The following is an 18,940-nucleotide window of genomic DNA, read 5'->3' as shown; positions in this document are numbered from 1 at the left end:
TTTTATTTCTTACCTCAATGCTTCCTTTAATACTTCCAAATTGCTTTCCATAATACTCATATAAGAAGTCCCACCTGCAATATCCTGACTTGTAGTAGACTGCATTGAATCCATTGCTAAAACTGTCGCATCCTTGTTTGCAGTGTTTTGAATTATCGTGTTTGCAATCTTTCCATCTGATTTTTCTATTGTAAGTACTGTGTTAAGTCCAAGTTCATCTACCTTTTTTGAAAGGAAAGCAACTGTTTCAAAGCTTGCCTCTGTCTCAGCTGAGCATCCAACAAAAGCTGCATAATAGTTTAGGCCATAGTCATCAACCAAATATCTGAATGGGAATCTGTCTCCAAAAAGTAATGTATCCTTACTAGCATCTGCTACTGCTGCAGTGTATGTTTTATCTAAAGCTTCAAGCTTCGCAATGTACGCATCTGCATTTGAACTATACATATGGCTATTATCTGCATCGATAACTGAAAGATTGTCTGCAATCACCTTCACTAGAGTTTGTGCATTCTTTAGCGAAAGCCAAACATGCTCATCGATTTCTGGACCTTCTTCCTCTTCTCCTTCGTCTTCCTCTTCCTCGGCTTCCATGCCCTCTACAACCTCTTCTTCCTTAAGGTTGCTCTCTCCCAAAGCATCTAAAAGATTGATAACAACCATATCTGGATTAACAGACTCTTTAAGGGCATCCTCAACCCACTCATCTGATTCACCGCCTACGTAGATAAACATGTCGCAATTGGCAACCTTCATAATGTCCTCAGCTGTTGGCTGGAAGCTATGTAAATCAACGCCATTGTCCAGAAGCATTGTAATTTCTACGTTGTCATTATCACCTACAAGCTCCTTTACCCAGTCATACTCTGGAAAGATTGTGGTAACCACAGAGATTTTCTGGTTTGATTCACCTGTGACTGGCACCTGTTCTTCAGTAATCCCATCTAATTTTGTAGACTGATTATTGCCACATCCAATGAGACTTCCTGCAAAAATAACTACAGTAAATAAAAGAGTCATAAGTCTACGATTCTTTGTGAATAGTCTTTTAGTAAAAACCTTCGATATTAAATTTTTCATTTTTAGATCCTTTCATGCTTATCATCAAATTTATGCAACACAAATAAGACCTGAGCTAGCAGGCCTGAAAATAAGCATTTTTTAAGAATCTAATCTAACCTTTTGTGAAACTAATGTAGTCTGAACAGACTGATATTTATAATCTAAGCTTACAGTAAATATCTGCGATAAAACGACCGCATAAAATACTGCAGCTATAAGACCAGTACCAAGTGACTTAAGACTGCTCTCGCACTGAGCAAGCATTGAACATATAGGACAGTCAGCACTATCATTACAATGATGGTTAACATGCCCTGAAGAATACGCAACTGAAAAAAGCATCACAAAGATAGTAGCTACAAGAGCTACCATAGATATTATTCTGCTGTGAGACTTATTCATATACATGCAAATATCCTTTTTCAAATAATTAACGTCATAGAAATCATAGATAAATTTTTTTCATTTGTCAAAGAATAAATGCATGTATACAATATTCTTTTAATCCCAACCCAAAGCTTTACTCTTTTCCTTCATATCATTTACTATCTGCTTTGGCGCTACCACAGCCAACTATATGGGGGATAAGGTTCTCATACGATTTGCAGAAATCATCCGCTCAGCCATACGCTCCACAGATTTGGCTGGACGAATGGGTGGTGATGAATTTATTGAAATTTAATTCATGGCTTCAAGACTATCTTTATATAATCTTGTTCTGGTAATGATTACAAAAAATACTATATCAAGTACAATTGAAACTGGATTAACCAGTGTTTTGTAAACATCACTGAATGGATAGATCATTGCTCCTGTAAGAACGATATTTTCAAACATATGTAAAAAGAATATTGGAAAGACTTTTCTGTGTGAAATAACATATATCGAACTATATACAAGGGAATTTGTTACACACATAAGTACAAAGCATACCGCTAAAAGCATGTTTGAATGAGCCCATTCATACTGAATCTGAGCAGGATAAAAGAACAGTGGTAAATGCCATATTCCCCAGATTAATCCAATAATTATCGAACCTTTTACAACATTCTTTTTATTGATTACCATATCTGAGAGAAAGCCTCTCCAGCCAAACTCTTCAGAGAATGGTCCTGATATCAGCCCCCAAAACAGGAAATAGAAAACCATTAACGGATTTCCCGCAATAAGTTTTAGCCCCTCAAATCCGAGATTTTCTCCTCCATTCATCTTGGATATTGTCTGTGTGACAAAGCACTCAATACATATGAGAAGCAAGCTGATAAATATAGCTAAAATACTTCTTTTATCCGGTACAAGACATCTTTTGAAGAAATCTTTAATATTCTCTTTTTTGTATAAAACAGCGACAAAAATGCCTCCTAAAAGTGATGGAAGCATACCCCCGATAACAAAAAAGATAGATGCAAAGTCAAATGAAGATACCGAAGTCTCTTCTACATTCATTTGTAATACTATTGGCGTAAATTGAAAGAGCCACGTCAATAAAAGTGTAACTATAACGAAAATAACAGCTACCTTTTTCTTGCTTAAATTCTCATTTTTCATGCACTACCCCCATCCCCGTAACAATTTTTTATAATACTGTTCAATATTTTATCAGTTTATATGGCTGTTATCTACGCATTTAGTGCTAATTTTAATAAGGGGCCTCGCCCAGATGATTTAATCATCTAAAGCGACAGCCCCCCACATTTTATGATAGCTGGGTATCAATTATATTAATAGCAGCATAAATTATCTAAAACTCATCCATATGATACATTCTTACAAACTCACCGAACTGAGGAAGCTCAATCCAATAAAATCCATCTCTATTTATTGAAACAGTAAGAATTCCTTTACCTATCAAGCGTTCCTTATATGTATTAAAGCTTGCAGATGAGATAGGTTCTGTCTTTTCGACTTCTTTAATTATATCTTCACGCTTAACTTTTTGAGAGTCTGCACCAAGCTCAACCATGGATTTTACAATAAGTATTTCCTTTTCAGTAAGCTCGGTCCAAATCTTAGAATAACAATATTTTATTAACTCGCTGGTATACTCAAATTCAAGATTCTTACTCTTACCATTCACTGTCTTTTCAAAAAACAGCCAACCTAAAACCTGATAAGCGAAAGCATATCCTCGAGTCATTTTTGCAAGCTTGATTGCTTCTTTCTCAGATATATCAAATGTATTGAGATATGAAACAGCAATCTGACTATAATCTAATGGCTCAACCATAATCTGGAATGCCCTGGTTAAGAAAGTACAATCTTTAAATTCCGGTTTATTAGTCACATCTCTATAATTTGATAACAAACCAGTCATAATAATATGTACTGGAAGCTTTGCTCGAAGCAAGCCTTGGAATGTATGTGCAAACTCTCGCATCTCAGATGTTGCCGAAACATCATCAAGAGTAATAATGATTCTTTTTTCATGAGAAGATAAAGTTTGAACCATTCTCTCAATCAAAACATTGATATCAAAAATCTTCTCTTTACTATATTCAAGCCCAGCACTGATACCGGCTATTGATATCTCAATACTTGGTTTTAGAAAACACTTCTGAACCTGCTTTTCCTGAGCCAACTTCGCAGCCAATTGAAGCTGCATATCCTTGGTGACATTCAAATCTATAACAATCCAAGAATCATCCTTTTTTAATTCCTCAACAATTTTGGAAAGCATAACAGTCTTACCGCAGCCTCTAACTCCAGTAATCATGTAACATTTTTCACTTGGATTTGGATACGAAAAATTCTCTACTATTTCCTCAGTCTGCACTGTAGAAATATATTTACCTGGTTCCATACCAAAAGTATGTGTAAAAGGATTTTGCATGTCAGTTCCTCCATTCATCTGCTTATATTATAACAAGCAAATGCAAATGTAGCAACCTTTCTTATATTGTATAAACCTTTCTTACTCTTTCTTATCTGTATAATACCCTGCAAACCTTTCTTATTCTTTCATATCCTTTCTTATCGTTAAATATAACTAGCAACCTTTCTTCCTACCCCATTCGCTCATCAATCTCAGATTTCAAAAACATTTTCGTATTGTCCAAATCCTTCACGGAATGAAGCTTGTCCCTTTTCATGAGGTCATTTACATTTTGCCTACTACAATCCAAAGCATCACATACCCCAGTTGTAGAGATGGTTCTCTGATAAATAAATGTTTTAAACATGTCATAAGTAATATCCTGCTGTTTTCCAATGGAATAAAGTTCTTCACAAGAAATGAAACGTTTCTCATCCCAGGCAATTCCATATCCACTGGTAACGAGATGAAGCGAATAATAGAAATTTTCATTTATAGTAAGATAGTTAATCCAAAAATATTTATCCTGCAGTTTGTTCAAATCACAAAGCCTTGTCTCTCCATTTCTAAAAAAAACTATAATCTTTAAATCTGGAAGAAGGACATAGTCTTTTATCCTTTTAGCTAATCTCGAACAAATATCTATAGGCATAGCTTTTGCTGGGATTGGTTTTAAATAAAAATCATCTTGCGCACATCTTCCATCGGCATGCTTCAACAATTCAAACTCATTGTATTCATCAAGCTTTGCAGCATTTAAAATACTTCCAATATTCTGTCGGTCAATTGGAACAACTCGCTGCTCAATCCAAAGGTGTGATACACGCGGTCCCAATGTATATGTGCCATCTATAATAGCCTTATCTAAAAGAATTGGAGCATCTTTATACTCCAAATCTTCTGGTAGCTCAACTAAGTACTCATCACGTTTTTCATTATATATAACAACACCGTAAAGCTTCTCATCATCAGGAAGATCACTTCTTATTTCGAAGTACTTCATATAATTTCCACCTTTCAGAAATCATTTCACAAATTTTATCGCAATATCCTTTTTTCATTATTGAATCATCTATTCCATCAAACAAAGAAGTTATAATTTCTTTTTTATTAGAAGGAAGTTTTAACATTTTCTTTTGAGGAATCAATGAAAGATTTTCAAAAGTATAGCCTGAACCAATAAAATCCATTACTTTAATATCTTCCAATAACTCCTTCTTAGTTAACTTTTCTGGTTCTCTTGTGTCATACAGAAGAGATAAGCCTTGATCAAATAATGGTGCCAATCTTATATTTCCTTCTATATCTTTAAGCACCTCAATATTTGCACCATGTCGATCTCGATTTAAAATAAGATAATCTATAGTGAACATATTATAAATATATTCTAACCAACCTTGTCTTTTGCAAAAATCTAATGAAGATTCTCCTGGCTCAGCCATTACCTCATAAAATGCATCAAGTGCAATTTTCTTTTCACCTGCTTTTTTATAATCATATGAGCGACATATATAAGTCTCATACTCTTCCCCCTGAATAAGAATTAAAGCATGAACAAGTTCATAATCCAAATGCTCTATTCCAAGCGAGGTCAATAGTCTATCAGCAATGATTTCATTCACACATTCATGACCAATAATTCCTTTTCTCGTATCAAATCTAGAAAGTTTGTAATATACTTTTCTTCCATTGATAATCTCTTGGGCTTTCAGAAGGGTGCCGGCAGTCCCAGAACTATGCCTCGTCTTGCTCCAATCTAAATATCTTAAATCTTCTAAATCAAAAAAAATTTGCATAGGAATACCTCCTATACAGATTATAATTTTAAATCTTTACTATCGTCAAGTTTTATAGTATTTATTGGTAAAAATAATAACCAGTTATAAAATGAATTAATAACTGGCTAAACCTTTCTTACTCACCACATAGAATAACAAAAAATAGTAATACATAAATCAACAAACAATTAGTCGCTAAAAAATATATGTGATATATTTAGATTAACAATTTGTAAAAGGAGACTATGTATGGGCGAAAAATTTTTTGGTGAAAATACACCTAAGCTTGGTTTCGGCTTGATGCGTCTGCCAAAGGAAGCTGACAATCCTTCAAAGATTGACATTGAACAGACCAAGAAAATGGTAGATATGTTTATGGAAGCAGGTCTTACATATTTTGATACTGCCTTTGTTTATGATGGTGGCGAATCCGAGAAGGCAGCAAAAGTAGCTCTCGTAGACAGATATCCTAGAGAAAGCTACACTCTTGCTACAAAGCTTGGAGCTTTTGCAGCTCATGATGAGGAAAGTGCAAAGCAGGAGCTTCTTACCAGCTTGGAGCGTACTGGTGCAGGCTACATTGATTATTATCTGCTCCATGCTCTCTCAGATGGAAACTTAAAAAAATACGAAGAATGGCATCTTTGGGACTACGTAAAAGAGATGAAAGAAAAAGGGCTTATCAAGCACTATGGCTTTTCTTTCCACGATACGCCTGAGCGCTTAGATGAAATTCTTACAGCTCATCCAGATGCAGAATTCGTTCAGCTTCAAATTAACTATGCTGACTGGAACAATCCTAATGTACAGTCCAGAGGCTGCTACGAGGTAGCTAGAAAGCACGGTAAATCTATCGTGGTTATGGAGCCAATCAAAGGTGGTACACTGGCAAATCCTCCAGCTGCAGTACGTGAGCTCTTAAAGAAAGCAAATCCTAATACAAGTATTGCATCTTGGGCTATCCGCTTCGTTGCTTCCTTAGATGGAATTATCACTGTACTTTCTGGAATGTCTAATGTAGAGCAGATGGCTGATAATCTCTCATATATGAGTAACTTTAAGCCTCTATCCAATGAAGAACAGCAGGTTATTTCAAAAGCGCAGAATATACTTGATAGCATTGATTCTATTCCTTGTACATCATGTCACTACTGTACAGACGGTTGTCCAATGCAAATTCCTATTCCAGAGATTTTCTCTGCCAGAAACAAACAGCTTATTTGGGAACAAATAGAAGCTGGTAAACAGGATTACGAAAAGGCAACTAAAGATCGCGGTGTTGCCAGCGCATGTGTCCAGTGTGGACAGTGCGAAAGTGTTTGTCCTCAGCATATAAATATTATTGAAAGACTTCAGGATTGCGCCAGCGTGTTTGAATAAATATCCCTGTGAGGATTAGTCTTGGCGACTCCAATCTCCACTATCTTTGCTTCTAGAGGGACAAATGATTTCTGCAGGTATGTAAATGCATCCTTCATTTGCTCTGGCTCTAGTGTCTTGCCTAAAGTTATGTGAGGCATCCAGGAATATGGTAGATAATATTTACTAAAGGATATTTCTTCCATATCTTTTAATGCTTCATATAACTTTACCTGCAAGTCCATTATGTATTCGTTTATCACTGGGGATGCATAGATTACCCCAGGTAATATCTGTCCTAAAGTAGGAATCAGAATTTCTCCTGATGATAGTGTTTTCATCACAGCCGAAGCCTTTTCCACTACCGCTTCCTCATCCTTGGCTTCTATGCTAAGAATGGTCAAGTGTGATGGTACATTGTTATCTATCATGAAGTTATTTCCACAAGCTTTTGCCACACCATCAATATATCCTGATAAGATTTTATTTGCTTTTTCATCAAAATATGCTGATATTAAGTACATTTTCTACTCCCCACACAAATCTTCCGGTCTGCATTTCAATACTTTGCTTAGTGATAAAACAGTAGATGCAGCGGCTTTATTTATATCCTTTGCACCAATTTCATACTGCTGCAAGGTCCTCAGATTAATCCCTGCCTCCCTGGCTAATTCACTCTGTGACATTCCATAAAGCTTTCTATATGCCTGAAGCCTTCTGACTGTATCTGCATGCTCAGCTTTACTATTAATATATTCAACAATCTTTTCTTCATCCATTTCGTGATATGGATTATATTTCTTACTGAGCTCTTCTACTGTTATAATTTTCTGAATGTCTCTGAATGATTTACCAGAAGACCATTGATAATATGCCAACACCCATCCTGTCCAGTATTCTACAGTAGGTGGAGTATATGATGTATCCACTTCCTTACGACCATCAATCCCATAAACCTTTGTTACAACTGTATCCACCAATTCTGTCCCTGATTTTCCAACCAGATATCTAGGATTACCAACTTCAAATTGATGGGCAATACCAGAGTTTATAAACAGCTGCATAAAAAAATTCAATGTAAAGTTATATCCATTAACAGCAACATCAAATGCCTCTGCCAAGTTTAACATTGCATCATATAGATACATTTGATTATATGCATGAACCATACTAGCTCTCCTCTCGCATTAAATCCAAAATGTAAACTCCACCCTTATCCAAGGTGTTAGAAATCTCATTATAGCTATTTCTTGCGATTGTATCTCTTGACATTCTCTTTGGATAATAGTCTATATAGTCAACAGGATTTGCCTCAATAAACTTTAATCTTGAAAAAGCTTTTTCACTCTTGATGAAATATTGCGTTCCCAGCTCTCCAAGATACATGGCCTTTTCAAGTTGTGAAATGCTAATGGAATTTGAAACAAATGCTCTAGCAAAAGAAAAGTAAGAGTCATCTGCCCTATAACCAACTATCACATCATATTCTTCTATATCCACATAATATTTTTTCTTTAAATACTCCAAGCCATCTAACGCTACAGGGTTACTAATTTTGACATTGCGATGCTCTAATAAAACAGTTAGCCAATTCAAAATTGAATACTCACTGCCATTTAAATCTAGAACTTTTAATCCTTCTAAATTTACCTCATACGAATTTACAAATCCTGCCCTTTCATCATCTACTGCCCATTCTTTAGCAAGCTCAATATGCTTTGTACAGTAAAATCCCTGTCCATAATCATTATATATATTGCCCTCTTTATACTTTGGCTTTTCTATAATTCTCTCAGATCCATGATATAGAATAATATTATCCATATAGCCTCCTATACTTCTCTAGAAGTATATATATTATAACTCCACAGAAGTATATATTCAAGAATATAAAAAAGCCAGCCATGGCTTCCATGACTGACTTTATTAGAGTCCCGAAGGACTCCAATAATAAGTTATTTAATTAATCCTTAGACTCAACCTAATCCTGTATCCAATGCCATCATCAAAATAAATCCTGCCGCAAAGCATATTGTGGCGATGTTTGAATGTGGGCCTTCAGACATTTCTGGGATTAATTCCTCCACTACAACATACATCATTGCTCCTGCAGCAAAGCTAAGTAAATATGGCATCGTAGGAATTAGTAAGGCTGATGCAGCAATAACAAGAAGCGCGCCAACGGGCTCCACAATTCCCGATAAAACACCATAAAGAAATGTCTTCCCCTTTGGCACCCCTTCACCTAAAAGAGGTACTGAAACTATTGCACCCTCTGGGAAATTTTGAATTGCAATACCCAGTGATAACGCCAATGCGCCAGCAAAAGTAATTGAAGAATTCCCATACAACCAGCCTGCACACACAATACCTACAGCCATTCCCTCTGGCAAATTATGAAGTGTGACAGCTAACACCAGCTTTGTTGTGCGCTTCAACCCACTGTGAAGACCTTCTTCACAATGATTGAAATGCATATGTGGAGTCAATACATCCAGCACAAGTAAAAAAAGCATACCAATCGCAAAACCTATTGCCACTGGTATAAAACGCATTTTTCCCATATCAGTGGCCTGTTCCAGCGCTGGTAAAATCAAACTGAAGAATGACGCAGCCACCATTACACCAGACGCAAAGCCAGTCAACGCCCTCTGAAGTTTTTCTGTCATACCTTCCTTAAAAAGGAATACGCTAGCAGCTCCTAAGCTGGTTCCTAAAAATGGAATAATAATTATTTGCCACATAAAATCTTACCCCTATACTGTCTATCACAATATAGGGGTATTCTAACCTTTCCTTGTGTTTTTTTAATGATTTAGCTTAATGCTTATTTAATACTAACATTAAACGCACTCATTCCAGGATAAACTGCTAAGCAGGATTCTAGCTGGCAATTTCATTAATGCCAGCTAGAAGTCTTACACTAGTTAGAAATCTCTAACCAAAAGTAGAATAGCAGAACTCATTAGATTACTCAAGAAATCTCATATTATTTTATTGATTATTTTTATCGATAAAGAAATTTTAATATCACATTAATCTACTTTACCAAACAGGTATTCCCGCCATCTGCCCAATCTAAAATCGGTCTTGCATCAGGTATAAATAGCATATCCCTTGGAATTTCATCCTTAGCAAAAAATCTATGCTCTAATACCTCACAATCCTCATCAGAAATCTCTCCTTCATAGGTATGACCCTTAAAAATCACAGCAAGAGAATATACAACGTCATCATTTGGATAGGTAATCACTCTATCCTCTCCTGAATAAAGACCGAACAATTCTGGATCTGTAATCTTTATTCCCACCTCTTCAAATACTTCTCTTTTTACTGCTTCAATGTATGTCTCGTGTGGTTCTAATGCTCCTCCTGGGATACACCACAACCCATTGTCACTTCTCTTTTGGAGTAGCACTTCGCCCTTTTCATTTTCAAGTAATAAGCCACATCCAACTGTCATAAGAAGCTCATGCCCAAAAGTTTTTCTCAAATCTCCAAGATAATTCATAATACACTATTCCTTTTTTCTTTATTAGAAAGCCTCGTCCAATACCTGCTGCAATGTATTTCCTGAAGCCTGAAGTGCAATTTTTTCTTCTTCGCTTAGACGAATTGGAACGGAACCTTCAACACCGTTTCTACCAACTATAGCTGGCATACTAAGTGCCACTCCATCAATTCCGAAGTCTCCATGCTGGATGCTGGAAATTGGAAGAATTGACTTCTCATCACGAATTATTGCCTCACAGATTCTGCGAACACTCATGGCAATTCCGTAGTAAGTAGCACCCTTCTTCTCAATAATGCCATAAGCACTATTTTTAACATCCTCGGCAATTCTCGCCATTGATTTCTCATGCTCAAAATGGCCTCTCATCTCACAGAAATCATGGATTGGAATTCCTGATACATTTGCTGAAGACCATGCAGCTATTTCGCTGTCACCATGCTCTCCAATAATGAAAGCGTGAACAGAACGGCTGTCTACATCAAGATGCTCACCTAACAAATATTTAAATCTGGCTGTATCAAGAACTGTACCTGAACCAAATACCCTATTCTCAGGGAAGCCACTGAGCTTTACAGCTACAGATGTAAGAATATCAACAGGGTTAGCTACAATAAGAAGAATTCCATCCTTATTGTATTTTGTAATCTCAGGAATAATTGATTTAAAGATTCCTACGTTCTTCTTTACAAGATCAAGTCTTGTCTCACCAGGCTTCTGGCCTGCACCTGCAGTAACAACTACAACTGCCGCATCCCCTGCATCCTTATAATCGCCTGCATATATAGACATTGGCTTTGCAAAAGGTAAACCATGACTGATATCAAGGGCTTCACCCTCTGCCTTGTCCTTGTTCACATCAATGAGAACCATCTCAGAAAATAATCCACTCTCCATAAGTGCAAAGGCTGATGCTGAACCAACAAATCCACAACCTACAACGGCAACTTTTCTTTCATTTACTTTACTCATGATTGTACCTCCTACGTTTTTCTTTATTCTCCTACATTTTAGCTTAAGAGGCAATAACCCCAAGTTGCATTTGCAACTTTTAAATTGATAACATTTATCATTTATTTTTTTCTACAAATGTAAAGCAGATGATTTGTATGTCCTAGAAGCTCTCTCTTTTCTGAAAAAGCAAGGTACCAGTTCTTGAAACCTTCAAAATCTTCTTCTGGAATAGAAAAGTCAAGTCGATGCTCTATTGGCTCTAATAATCCATCTACTCCAGCTGTTGTAATCCATTCGACAGCCTTTGTCTCAAATAACTTTTCAAAATCAACAACATCATAACCGGTGAATAGCTGTTCTTTAAAATGTTTCACCTTATAATCTGAAGAGAAATTCTCCTCCTCTCCAAATTTCCAGTTGCCCTGGAAATAATTTGAATACATTATCGCAAATACGGATATGAAAGCAAATAAGATTGTTCCACCTGGCCTTGTTACCCTGATTGCTTCATCAATAGCCTTATTAACATCTACATCTTCATAAAGATGGTACATTGGGCCAAAAACTAAAGTAACATCATAGGAATCATCTTTAAGGCAGCTTAAATCAGTAGCGTCACCTTGCAATGCTCTAAGATTAGAAAGTCCCGCGCTCTTTTCCTTAAGAATTCCTATATTTTTCTCCACAAGCTCTACTGATGTCACATCATAGCCTTCCTTGGCAAGAGCAATAGAGTATCTTCCAGTACCTGCACCTACCTCTAAAATCTTAGCGTCTGTTCCCAAGTATCTATGAACATATTCCATAGTAATGGCATACTCTAACTGACCGTGTCTAGAGCGCTCTAATCTTGTTTCCTCATTATAATCAGTATAAAAATCACTAACTATTTCCTGCCTTGAACCATTTTCATCTATAGAATTTATTCTTGTGAAGTACTTTGTATCATTCTCATGATGAATGTATGCTCCGTTTTTTAGCTGCACCCGAAGACTGGCGGTATTGTCTTTATTGCAAGATAGATACGCCTCATGAATGCTCATCTCTCTTGCCTTTGCCAAAGTTAATTTTAGACCTTCTGTAGCATAACCTTTGCCACGGAATTTTGAAGAAATACCATAGCCAATATGTCCTGGACCTTCTCTTAAGAAATCATTTAAGCAGTGTCTCAAGTTAAAAACTCCCACATACTTATCATCATCCGACAACAAAAAGGTGGTATCTGGCACAAAACCTTCTGGAAGATCTTTTCCCTCAGACCAGTTTCTCTTTTTCTCTATCCACTGCAAGAACTGATTGTAATCATAGCCATACACACAATTTATAAATCCATTCTCATCCTGTTTAAAAGTCATAAACAAATCGTATGCCTTTTGATAATCACTGTCCTGCACTCTTACTAATTCCATTAGCGTGTCCTCCTGTTGTCTTGTATTATTTAATATTAAAAAAGCCTCATCAAACCCTAATAGTTTGATGAGGCTAGTAAACAATACTATAAATGTATAAAACTACTCTATACACCTGCACTCACCAAACATAGCAAAATCAGACCCCGGATTCTTCGAATCGGCGTCATTATTTGAAGCTATGAAATTATTGGTAAGTGTAAATGTTGTCATATACATTTCTTTTCCTATGTGTATTTTTTGACAGTATAATTATTATCGCAGTGATTGTCAATGAATTTTTATCTAAACTGAGTAACTACTTCAAGAGTTCTTACAAACTCTTCAAGTCCAGCCTTATCTTCATCTGAAAATCTATTGAGACTTGGGCTATCAATATCCAAGACACCAATAACCTTGCCGTCCTTATGAATAGGAACTACTATCTCAGAATTGGATGCACAGTCACATGCAATATGTCCTGGGAATTCGTGCACATTTGGAACTACAAGTGTCTCGTCCTTTTCTGCAGCTGTTCCACATACACCTTTTCCAATAGCAATTCTTATGCAGGCAACCTTTCCCTGAAATGGTCCAAGTAATAATGAACCATTATTCATCAAATAAAAGCCTGCCCAGTTTAAATCCTCTAAATTTTCATTTATAAGCGCTGAAGCATTTGAAAGTACTGGAATGTAATTTGGCTCATCCTCGGCTAATGCTTTTAATTGTTCTGCAAGCAATTTATAATCAGTCATTTGTATTCCTCCAAATTAAAATGTTTGCGCCACCTGATCTTTCATCATCATATTCAAGGAACAATGCATCAACATTCTCCTTACCTTTTTTAGGGGAGTTTTTTCACAGCCCCTTTTTAAAAACAAATATTAATCTTCCTCATAAATAACCGACTTATCAATCTGGTCTAATGCCTTGTCAATCTCTTCCAAAAATTGCTGGCCCATCTTAGACATAACAGTATTTTTCTTAGTGATATATCCGATATCCATTACACTGTTTGGGTTTTCCTCATCGCCTCGGAATGGCACAACAATATAGCCATCTCCGTTAAGATCACCCCAGACAATTCCTGAGCATAACGTATATCCGTTAAGAGCTCGCACCAAATTAAGCATTGTTGAACGGTCTGTTACACGAAGCATCTTAGGATAGAAGTTCTCGCTAAGGATTTCCTCAGCAAGGTATTCACTATTATCTCCCTGCTCGAAGAACATGCAAGGATAATCCTGCAAATCCTCTATGCTGATGGACTCCATCTTTGCAAGTGGATGCTCATGCCATAAATATACAAAGGCTTTACACTTAATCAGGGAATGAAACTCAAGGCTGTGCTCTGTGAAAAGACGATTTAATCCTTTTCTGTTAAGCTCATTAATATAAAGAATACCTATTTCACTCTTAAGTGAGCTAACGTCCTTGATGATATCTAACGTGGTAGTTTCACGAAGAGCAAAATCGAATTCATTCATATCGTACTGCTTTGCCATATCTACAAAAGCTCGTACTGCAAAGGTGTAGTGCTGAGTGGAAACACCAAACTTTCTCTTGTAGGTACCCTCTCCGCTGTACTTCTGCATTACCATATCGTATTGACGATAAAAGCCTCTGATATCATTAAGGAACTCCTCCCCCTCAGGGGTAACGATAACACCCTTGTTGGTTCGCATGAATATCGTAATTCCGATTTCATTTTCAAGCTCCTGAATAGCACTTGTAAGTGTTGGCTGAACAATATAGAGCTTTTCTGCAGCCTTGTTCATTGAGCCATATTCTTCGATTGTAAGTGCATATATTACCTGTTGTATTGTCATTTTTTCTCCCTATTTTAATCCTTTCACAGACTAACTTACTAGGTAATATATTATTTTATCTAGGCCCCCAAATCAAGTCCAAATATTTATTCAAAGTTACTATTCAAATGCAAAGTAAAACTGCTGCCAAGGAAAGCAGCAGTTTTATCTGCAAGCAGACAGCTGATTTTGAACCAGTTCAAAATCAACTGCAGTTACGCATTTGAGTAAATTTGATATTTACTCAAATGCTACTACAGCCCCGTCGTAAGTGTCAGCAATAAATTTCTTTACATCATCAGACTTAAGAACGTCTACAAGAGCCTTGATACCATCATTGTTCTCGTTGCCTTCTGCTACTGCGATAATGTTTACATAAGTCTTTGCAGCCTCTGAATCTGTTGACTCATAAGCAATTGAATCCTTTGCTACTGAGAAACCTGCCTCAAGAGCATAGTTACCATTGAGAACTACGAATGCTACCTCATCCTTAACACGTGCAACCTGTGCTGCCTCAAGCTCCTGGAACTCCAAGTTCTTTGGATTCTCTACGATGTCGTTGATTGTAGCTGTAAGACCTGCACCATCCTTAAGCTTAAGAAGTCCATTGTCCTGAAGAAGAAGGAGTGCTCTTGCCTCGTTTGTTGTATCGTTTGGAATAGCAACTACATCGCCATCAGCTGCATCATCAAGTGAAGCCTTTGTGCCTGGATAAATTCCGAATGGCTCATAGTGGATATCACCTGCATCAACAAGATGTGTTCCCTGCTCCTCGTTGAAGCTATCAAGATATGGAACGTGCTGGAAATAGTTTGCATCAAACTCACCTGATTCTACAACAAGGTTTGGCTGAACATAATCATCAAAAACTGTTACATCAAGCTTGTAGCCCTTTGCCTCAAGAAGTGGTGCTGCAAACTCTAAGATTTCTGCATGAGGTGTAGCTGATGCTGCAACCTTGATTGTCTGAAGCTCTGCTGGTGCTGCCTCGCTCTCAGCCGCTGTCTCTGCTGGTGCTGAAGTATCTGCAGGTGCTGACTCCTCTGCTCCACAGCCTGTGATTGCTCCAAGTACGAATGTCGCTCCTAAAATGCTTGCTAATATTTTCTTTGTCATAATCATTTCTCCTTTACCCTTTATTATGTCGCGTTTATCTTATGCATTAAGTTATAAACTTTATTACCCTACTAATCAATAGGTTTTACCCTAAACAAAACTTATAGCCTGTTATCAATTCAATTGATAACTAAATCATGTTTTAATTATATGAGAATGTTCTAAGGAATTTCTGCGCTCTCTCTGTCTCAGGTGCAATAAAGAACCCTTCCACATCATCAGATTCCTCCACAATTTCTCCCTTATCAAAGAATATAATTCTATCTGCTACAGCCTCTGCAAATCCCATTTCATGGGTAACAATAAGCATTGTTGAACCTGACTTTGCAAGCTCAAGCATTGTCTCAAGCACCTCATGTACCATCTCAGGATCGAGGGCTGCTGTCACCTCATCAAAAAGTAAAATCTCTGGATGCATCAAAAGCGCTCTTACGATTGCAACACGCTGCTTCTGTCCACCTGAAAGCTGGCGTGGGAAATAATCCTTTTTATCAAGAAGTCCCACCTTATCAAGAAGCACAAGTGCCTCCTTGGTAGCTTCCTCCTTGCTTCTCTTCTGAACCTTAGTTGGTGCCAGAATCAAATTATCTATAACTGATAAATGCGGAAACAGCTCATAAGACTGAAACACCATTCCAATCTTCTGTCTAAGCTTTGTAATTTCCCGCTTATCTGCCTCCACTGGGAGTCCATCGATTGTAATAACGCCCCCCTGAATATCCTCAAGTCCGTTCAAGCATCGAAGGAAAGTACTCTTTCCACAGCCAGATGGTCCAATAATAACCACAACCTCTCCCTTATTTACGGAAAGGTTGATGTCCTTAAGAACTATGTTATTTCCAAATTCTTTTCGTAAATGTTTAACCTTTAGTAATTCACTCATTTATGCCCACCTCTTTTCAAGATATACACTAAGTCTGCTGATTGGCCAGCATACCAAAAAGTACAGCAAGAATACTACTGCAAAAACACCAAAGGCTGCATTAGGCGAAGCCTTTCTGTTTGCCTCTATAATCTGCTGCGCCACCTTTAATACCTCCACGATTCCAATCATCATTACAAGAGAAGTTGTCTTTATCATTCTTGTAATAAGATTGATGGAAAGCGGTATCAATCGTCTGATTGTCTGTGGCAAAATAACATATCCGTACGCCTGAATCTTGTTCATTCCTAACGCATATGCGGATTCAAACTGCACCTTTGAAATACTTTTAATGGAGCCTCTAACCAGATCTCCCATCTCAGCAGTTCCCCAAAAGCAAAATACAAATATAGCCGAAGTCTCTGCCGACAAATCCCAGCCAAATACTCTTGTCGTTCCAAAATAGACTATGAACAACAGAACCATCTGCGGCATTATTCTAACTATCTCCAAATAGATTTTTAAAATGACATGTAAAATCGGATTTTTTAGTGTCATAAGCACACCGATAATCAATCCCAGTGCAATGCTTATAACTACGGATATAAGACTGATTTCAACAGAAACCCACAGTCCCTGAAGCAGTCTAAGAAAGTTCGTGCCTTTAAATAAAACATCAATCCCCAAATCCTGCATAACGCAACCTCCTTTCAATAATCGCTCCTATGATAGAAACTGGAAGAAGCATTATGAGATAAAATACGACTAGCAGGAACAGACACTCGATAGTCTTCGCGTACATTCCTATTAGGTCCTTTGCTGTAAACATCAAATCCATCAGACTGATGGTTGAGAAAACAGATGTCTCCTTCAAAAGGAAAATCACATTAGCCAAAAGTCCAGGCACACTGATAGAGATAGCCTGCGGCAGGATAACATGAATGAAGGTCTGCCCCTTTGTCATCCCAAGACTAAGAGCGCTCTCTGTCTGAATGACAGCCACCGATTCAAGACCACTTCTAAAGGTCTCAATCATATAGGCTCCTCCAAGAAGTCCCAACCCCAGCACACCGCAGGTCTCCGCTGTTATCTTTATGCCCACCTTTGGAAGCGCAAAATAAATAAAAAACAACTGTACCAAAAGTGGAGTATTTCTGAATAATTCTATGTATATTCCAATGATTGTCTTAAGCCCGCGGACTTTAAAATGCAAGATGGCAGCGCCAATCAAGCCAATAATAAAGCTTAAGAAAATGCCCTGCCATCCAATTTTTAAGGTGAGTAATAACGCGTTCTTATACAGTGGAACATAGCTTTCTATAACTGCTAAATCCATTATGTCAAAATCCTTTTATCAATTATTTTTGCAAATCAAATTACTTGCTAGGCTCTACTACTAATTCATCCTCATAGTCAGCACCATATGTATCAAGAAGAGTTGCCTCATATCCAGCGTGGAAGAAGTTTTCACTACCAAGTGAAACAAGTTCATCATTGAGCCAGTTAAGAAGAGTCTTATTTCCCTTTGTTACTGCTGGTGCAATTGTATCCTGATCACCAAGTGAAGGTATACCTACTGTGAAGCCTTCGTTCTCAAGTGAGAATGCAATAACCTCTGTATTGTCGTTTGCCCAAGCTACACCATTGCCATTCTCAAATGCTGTCTTAGCCTCTGCGTATGCATCATACTTCTGAAGAGAGATATCTGGATAGTTCTTTGTAAGATATGTCTCAGCTGTTGTACCAGAGATAACGATAATCTGATCATCTGCGCCGATTTCATCAAGGCTCTCAACAACTGCATCTGAAGGTGAAACTACACCAAGTGCAACATTCATATATGGAAGTGCAAAATCAACCTCTTCGGCTCTTTCCTCAGTTACTGTGAAGTTTGCAAGGATAATATCAACCTTTCCTGTCTGAAGGTACTCAATTCTGTTTGCAGCCTCTGTTGAAACATAATTGATTTCTACTCCAAGATCCTCACCCAATCTTTCAGCGAGATAAACATCGTAGCCTGCATACTCGCCGTTCTCATCTACATAGCCAAATGGGCTCTTGTCTGAAAATACGCCAATGTTAATAGTTCCACTTTCTTTGATTTCATCAAGTGTTCTGAATCCTGATGATGATGCGCTTTCGATTGAATCTCCATCTGTTGTGACTGCCTCGTCTGCTACCTCTGCTGTATTAGCTGAACCGCATGCTGTAAGTCCAGATACTGCAAGTGCTCCTACTAATGCTGCTCCTGTTACCTTGTTTAAAAAATTCTTTTTCATAATCAATT

General features: G+C 37.4%; 22 protein-coding genes. 2 read left to right on the top strand and 20 right to left on the bottom strand.

The window, feature by feature from the left end:
• Positions 1 to 9: 9 nt before the first annotated feature.
• A complete protein-coding gene (locus FXF36_RS11225) occupies positions 10 to 1,080 on the bottom strand; it encodes a metal ABC transporter substrate-binding protein (protein ID WP_243143505.1) in 1,071 nt (356 codons plus the stop codon).
• A gap of 81 nt (positions 1,081 to 1,161) precedes the next feature.
• The gene (locus FXF36_RS11220) at positions 1,162 to 1,470 is read right to left on the bottom strand and encodes a hypothetical protein (protein WP_151624117.1); all 309 of its coding nucleotides are present in this window, start codon (positions 1,468 to 1,470) and stop codon (positions 1,162 to 1,164) included.
• Positions 1,471 to 1,639: 169 nt separating this feature from the next.
• Between FXF36_RS11220 and FXF36_RS11215 the strand changes: the two genes are divergently transcribed.
• The gene (locus tag FXF36_RS11215; protein ID WP_151624115.1) at positions 1,640 to 1,744 is read left to right on the top strand and encodes a diguanylate cyclase; all 105 of its coding nucleotides are present in this window, start codon (positions 1,640 to 1,642) and stop codon (positions 1,742 to 1,744) included.
• Here the strand turns inward: FXF36_RS11215 and FXF36_RS11210 are convergent.
• The 4 genes from FXF36_RS11210 to FXF36_RS11195 all read right to left on the bottom strand — a co-directional run bounded on the left by FXF36_RS11210 (position 1,741) and on the right by FXF36_RS11195 (position 5,670).
• Positions 1,741 to 2,610 (bottom strand): CPBP family glutamic-type intramembrane protease, encoded by an 870-nt coding sequence (locus FXF36_RS11210; RefSeq protein WP_151624113.1) that lies wholly within the window; start codon positions 2,608 to 2,610, stop codon positions 1,741 to 1,743. The genes FXF36_RS11215 and FXF36_RS11210 overlap by 4 nt on opposite strands.
• 193 nt (positions 2,611 to 2,803) lie before the next feature.
• A complete protein-coding gene (locus FXF36_RS11205) occupies positions 2,804 to 3,892 on the bottom strand; it encodes an ATP-binding protein (protein ID WP_167511372.1) in 1,089 nt (362 codons plus the stop codon).
• A 172-nt stretch (positions 3,893 to 4,064) separates the two neighbouring features.
• On the bottom strand, positions 4,065 to 4,877 hold the full coding sequence (locus FXF36_RS11200; protein WP_151624109.1) for a hypothetical protein: 813 nt from the start codon (positions 4,875 to 4,877) through the stop codon (positions 4,065 to 4,067).
• Complete coding sequence (locus tag FXF36_RS11195) at positions 4,852 to 5,670, bottom strand: HipA domain-containing protein (protein ID WP_151624107.1); 819 nt, start codon at positions 5,668 to 5,670, stop codon at positions 4,852 to 4,854. Before FXF36_RS11195 ends, FXF36_RS11200 begins: the two co-directional genes overlap by 26 nt.
• A 231-nt stretch (positions 5,671 to 5,901) precedes the next feature.
• Here FXF36_RS11195 and FXF36_RS11190 point away from each other — a divergent pair, with 231 nt between their 5' ends.
• Positions 5,902 to 7,032 (top strand): aldo/keto reductase, encoded by a 1,131-nt coding sequence (locus tag FXF36_RS11190; protein ID WP_151624105.1) that lies wholly within the window; start codon positions 5,902 to 5,904, stop codon positions 7,030 to 7,032.
• On the opposite strand, the gene FXF36_RS11185 is transcribed toward FXF36_RS11190, so the two are convergent.
• The 14 genes from FXF36_RS11185 to FXF36_RS11120 all read right to left on the bottom strand — a co-directional run bounded on the left by FXF36_RS11185 (position 7,005) and on the right by FXF36_RS11120 (position 18,932).
• Entirely contained in the window at positions 7,005 to 7,535 is a 531-nt protein-coding gene (locus FXF36_RS11185) for a 2'-5' RNA ligase family protein (protein ID WP_151624103.1), read from the bottom strand. The two genes, FXF36_RS11190 and FXF36_RS11185, sit on opposite strands and share 28 nt — an antisense overlap.
• A gap of 3 nt (positions 7,536 to 7,538) precedes the next feature.
• Complete coding sequence (locus FXF36_RS11180; protein WP_151624101.1) at positions 7,539 to 8,180, bottom strand: helix-turn-helix domain-containing protein; 642 nt, start codon at positions 8,178 to 8,180, stop codon at positions 7,539 to 7,541.
• Position 8,181: 1 nt separating this feature from the next.
• Positions 8,182 to 8,835: a DUF3990 domain-containing protein gene (locus tag FXF36_RS11175; protein ID WP_151624099.1), complete on the bottom strand. Its 654-nt coding sequence runs from the start codon at positions 8,833 to 8,835 to the stop codon at positions 8,182 to 8,184.
• 152 nt (positions 8,836 to 8,987) lie between these two features.
• Complete coding sequence (locus tag FXF36_RS11170) at positions 8,988 to 9,755, bottom strand: ZIP family metal transporter (protein WP_151624097.1); 768 nt, start codon at positions 9,753 to 9,755, stop codon at positions 8,988 to 8,990.
• A 296-nt stretch (positions 9,756 to 10,051) separates the two neighbouring features.
• Positions 10,052 to 10,522 carry an NUDIX hydrolase gene (locus FXF36_RS11165; RefSeq protein WP_151624095.1) on the bottom strand — a complete coding sequence of 157 codons (471 nt, stop codon included), beginning with the start codon at positions 10,520 to 10,522 and terminating at the stop codon, positions 10,052 to 10,054.
• Positions 10,523 to 10,546: 24 nt separating this feature from the next.
• Positions 10,547 to 11,494 (bottom strand): L-lactate dehydrogenase, encoded by a 948-nt coding sequence (locus tag FXF36_RS11160; protein WP_151624093.1) that lies wholly within the window; start codon positions 11,492 to 11,494, stop codon positions 10,547 to 10,549.
• A gap of 101 nt (positions 11,495 to 11,595) precedes the next feature.
• Positions 11,596 to 12,885, bottom strand: a complete 1,290-nt coding sequence (locus tag FXF36_RS11155; RefSeq protein ID WP_151624091.1) for a GNAT family N-acetyltransferase — start codon at positions 12,883 to 12,885, stop codon at positions 11,596 to 11,598.
• A 281-nt stretch (positions 12,886 to 13,166) separates the two neighbouring features.
• The gene (gene msrC / locus FXF36_RS11150) at positions 13,167 to 13,622 is read right to left on the bottom strand and encodes a free L-methionine (R)-S-oxide reductase MsrC (protein WP_151624089.1); all 456 of its coding nucleotides are present in this window, start codon (positions 13,620 to 13,622) and stop codon (positions 13,167 to 13,169) included.
• Between the two features lie 129 nt (positions 13,623 to 13,751).
• Positions 13,752 to 14,696 carry a LysR family transcriptional regulator gene (locus FXF36_RS11145; RefSeq protein WP_151624087.1) on the bottom strand — a complete coding sequence of 315 codons (945 nt, stop codon included), beginning with the start codon at positions 14,694 to 14,696 and terminating at the stop codon, positions 13,752 to 13,754.
• A 219-nt stretch (positions 14,697 to 14,915) separates the two neighbouring features.
• Positions 14,916 to 15,791 (bottom strand): MetQ/NlpA family ABC transporter substrate-binding protein, encoded by an 876-nt coding sequence (locus tag FXF36_RS11140; protein ID WP_151624085.1) that lies wholly within the window; start codon positions 15,789 to 15,791, stop codon positions 14,916 to 14,918.
• 142 nt (positions 15,792 to 15,933) lie between these two features.
• Entirely contained in the window at positions 15,934 to 16,674 is a 741-nt protein-coding gene (locus FXF36_RS11135; protein WP_151624083.1) for an amino acid ABC transporter ATP-binding protein, read from the bottom strand.
• Positions 16,675 to 17,349 carry an amino acid ABC transporter permease gene (locus FXF36_RS11130; protein WP_151624081.1) on the bottom strand — a complete coding sequence of 225 codons (675 nt, stop codon included), beginning with the start codon at positions 17,347 to 17,349 and terminating at the stop codon, positions 16,675 to 16,677.
• Positions 17,330 to 17,989, bottom strand: coding sequence for an amino acid ABC transporter permease (locus tag FXF36_RS11125; protein ID WP_151624079.1), 660 nt, complete (start codon positions 17,987 to 17,989; stop codon positions 17,330 to 17,332). The genes FXF36_RS11130 and FXF36_RS11125 overlap by 20 nt, the downstream gene beginning before the upstream one ends.
• A gap of 40 nt (positions 17,990 to 18,029) precedes the next feature.
• Positions 18,030 to 18,932 (bottom strand): transporter substrate-binding domain-containing protein, encoded by a 903-nt coding sequence (locus tag FXF36_RS11120; protein ID WP_151624077.1) that lies wholly within the window; start codon positions 18,930 to 18,932, stop codon positions 18,030 to 18,032.
• Between the last annotated feature and the right edge of the window lie 8 nt (positions 18,933 to 18,940).

The sequence above is a fragment of the Pseudobutyrivibrio xylanivorans genome (assembly GCF_008935055.1).
GTDB classification, from domain to species: Bacteria; Bacillota; Clostridia; order Lachnospirales; family Lachnospiraceae; genus Pseudobutyrivibrio; species Pseudobutyrivibrio xylanivorans_A.
This window is presented reverse-complemented; position numbering and strand designations above follow the sequence as displayed.

Coding starts and splice junctions, on each gene's coding strand:
- FXF36_RS11225 (WP_243143505.1), bottom strand. CDS start 1,080: ATGAAAAATTTAATATCGAAGGTTTTTACTAAAAGACTATTCACAAAG.
- FXF36_RS11220 (WP_151624117.1), bottom strand. CDS start 1,470: ATGTATATGAATAAGTCTCACAGCAGAATAATATCTATGGTAGCTCTT.
- FXF36_RS11215 (WP_151624115.1), top strand. CDS start 1,640: ATGGGGGATAAGGTTCTCATACGATTTGCAGAAATCATCCGCTCAGCC.
- FXF36_RS11210 (WP_151624113.1), bottom strand. CDS start 2,610: ATGAAAAATGAGAATTTAAGCAAGAAAAAGGTAGCTGTTATTTTCGTT.
- FXF36_RS11205 (WP_167511372.1), bottom strand. CDS start 3,892: ATGCAAAATCCTTTTACACATACTTTTGGTATGGAACCAGGTAAATAT.
- FXF36_RS11200 (WP_151624109.1), bottom strand. CDS start 4,877: ATGAAGTACTTCGAAATAAGAAGTGATCTTCCTGATGATGAGAAGCTT.
- FXF36_RS11195 (WP_151624107.1), bottom strand. CDS start 5,670: ATGCAAATTTTTTTTGATTTAGAAGATTTAAGATATTTAGATTGGAGC.
- FXF36_RS11190 (WP_151624105.1), top strand. CDS start 5,902: ATGGGCGAAAAATTTTTTGGTGAAAATACACCTAAGCTTGGTTTCGGC.
- FXF36_RS11185 (WP_151624103.1), bottom strand. CDS start 7,535: ATGTACTTAATATCAGCATATTTTGATGAAAAAGCAAATAAAATCTTA.
- FXF36_RS11180 (WP_151624101.1), bottom strand. CDS start 8,180: ATGGTTCATGCATATAATCAAATGTATCTATATGATGCAATGTTAAAC.
- FXF36_RS11175 (WP_151624099.1), bottom strand. CDS start 8,835: ATGGATAATATTATTCTATATCATGGATCTGAGAGAATTATAGAAAAG.
- FXF36_RS11170 (WP_151624097.1), bottom strand. CDS start 9,755: ATGTGGCAAATAATTATTATTCCATTTTTAGGAACCAGCTTAGGAGCT.
- FXF36_RS11165 (WP_151624095.1), bottom strand. CDS start 10,522: ATGAATTATCTTGGAGATTTGAGAAAAACTTTTGGGCATGAGCTTCTT.
- FXF36_RS11160 (WP_151624093.1), bottom strand. CDS start 11,494: ATGAGTAAAGTAAATGAAAGAAAAGTTGCCGTTGTAGGTTGTGGATTT.
- FXF36_RS11155 (WP_151624091.1), bottom strand. CDS start 12,885: ATGGAATTAGTAAGAGTGCAGGACAGTGATTATCAAAAGGCATACGAT.
- msrC (WP_151624089.1), bottom strand. CDS start 13,622: ATGACTGATTATAAATTGCTTGCAGAACAATTAAAAGCATTAGCCGAG.
- FXF36_RS11145 (WP_151624087.1), bottom strand. CDS start 14,696: ATGACAATACAACAGGTAATATATGCACTTACAATCGAAGAATATGGC.
- FXF36_RS11140 (WP_151624085.1), bottom strand. CDS start 15,791: ATGACAAAGAAAATATTAGCAAGCATTTTAGGAGCGACATTCGTACTT.
- FXF36_RS11135 (WP_151624083.1), bottom strand. CDS start 16,674: ATGAGTGAATTACTAAAGGTTAAACATTTACGAAAAGAATTTGGAAAT.
- FXF36_RS11130 (WP_151624081.1), bottom strand. CDS start 17,349: ATGCAGGATTTGGGGATTGATGTTTTATTTAAAGGCACGAACTTTCTT.
- FXF36_RS11125 (WP_151624079.1), bottom strand. CDS start 17,989: ATGGATTTAGCAGTTATAGAAAGCTATGTTCCACTGTATAAGAACGCG.
- FXF36_RS11120 (WP_151624077.1), bottom strand. CDS start 18,932: ATGAAAAAGAATTTTTTAAACAAGGTAACAGGAGCAGCATTAGTAGGA.